This is a genomic window from Vibrio sp. 1562 (assembly GCF_033340155.1).
Lineage (GTDB): Bacteria > Pseudomonadota > Gammaproteobacteria > Enterobacterales > Vibrionaceae > Vibrio > Vibrio alginolyticus.
On the sequence record NZ_JAWOVY010000580.1, the window covers coordinates 1 to 583 of the forward strand.

Annotated in this window: 1 protein-coding gene; it reads left to right on the forward strand. The window is 41.3% G+C overall.

All coding sequences use genetic code 11. The features are described 5' to 3' along the window. A partial coding sequence (locus tag R7Z49_RS26500; protein WP_318112633.1) for an AAA family ATPase occupies window positions 1-583 on the forward strand: 583 nt, incomplete at both ends.

The window sequence follows — 583 nt, forward strand, 5'->3', positions numbered from 1 at the left end:
ATTGGGCGTAAGTCACGATGAACTGCTTAATAATATTCGGTATGAGATCGATGAGTTATCTAATCAAGTCATAGAATTAGAGGCAATTTGGGAACAAGAAAAGCAGTGGGTTCAAGAAGCTAAGTCCTTGAGAGCTAAGGTGATAGAAGAGAATGCCGACTGTGACAAAGAGCGATTACAGGAAATCGAATCGAACTTAGCGATCAACGCGCAACCTTTAGTCTTTTCTCATGTGCATGAATCTTTGATTGCTGAGGTAATTTCTGATTGGACAGGCATTCCACTTGGAAAATTGCAAGATGACGAAATTGAAGCGGTTCTTAACCTAAAAGATAGCTTGTGCGAGCGAGTGGTGGGGCAAGATCATGCTCTAGAAATCATGTCCGAAGTGATCAAAACAGCAAGTGCCCAATTGACGGATGAAACTAAACCTAATGGCGTGTTTTTATTAACTGGCCCTAGTGGTGTCGGAAAAACGGAATCTGCTCTTGCTATCGCAGAGAAAGTTTATGGGAGCGAAGACAACGTAACCACCATAAATATGTCGGAATTCAAAGAAGAGCATAAGGTTTCATTGTTGTTA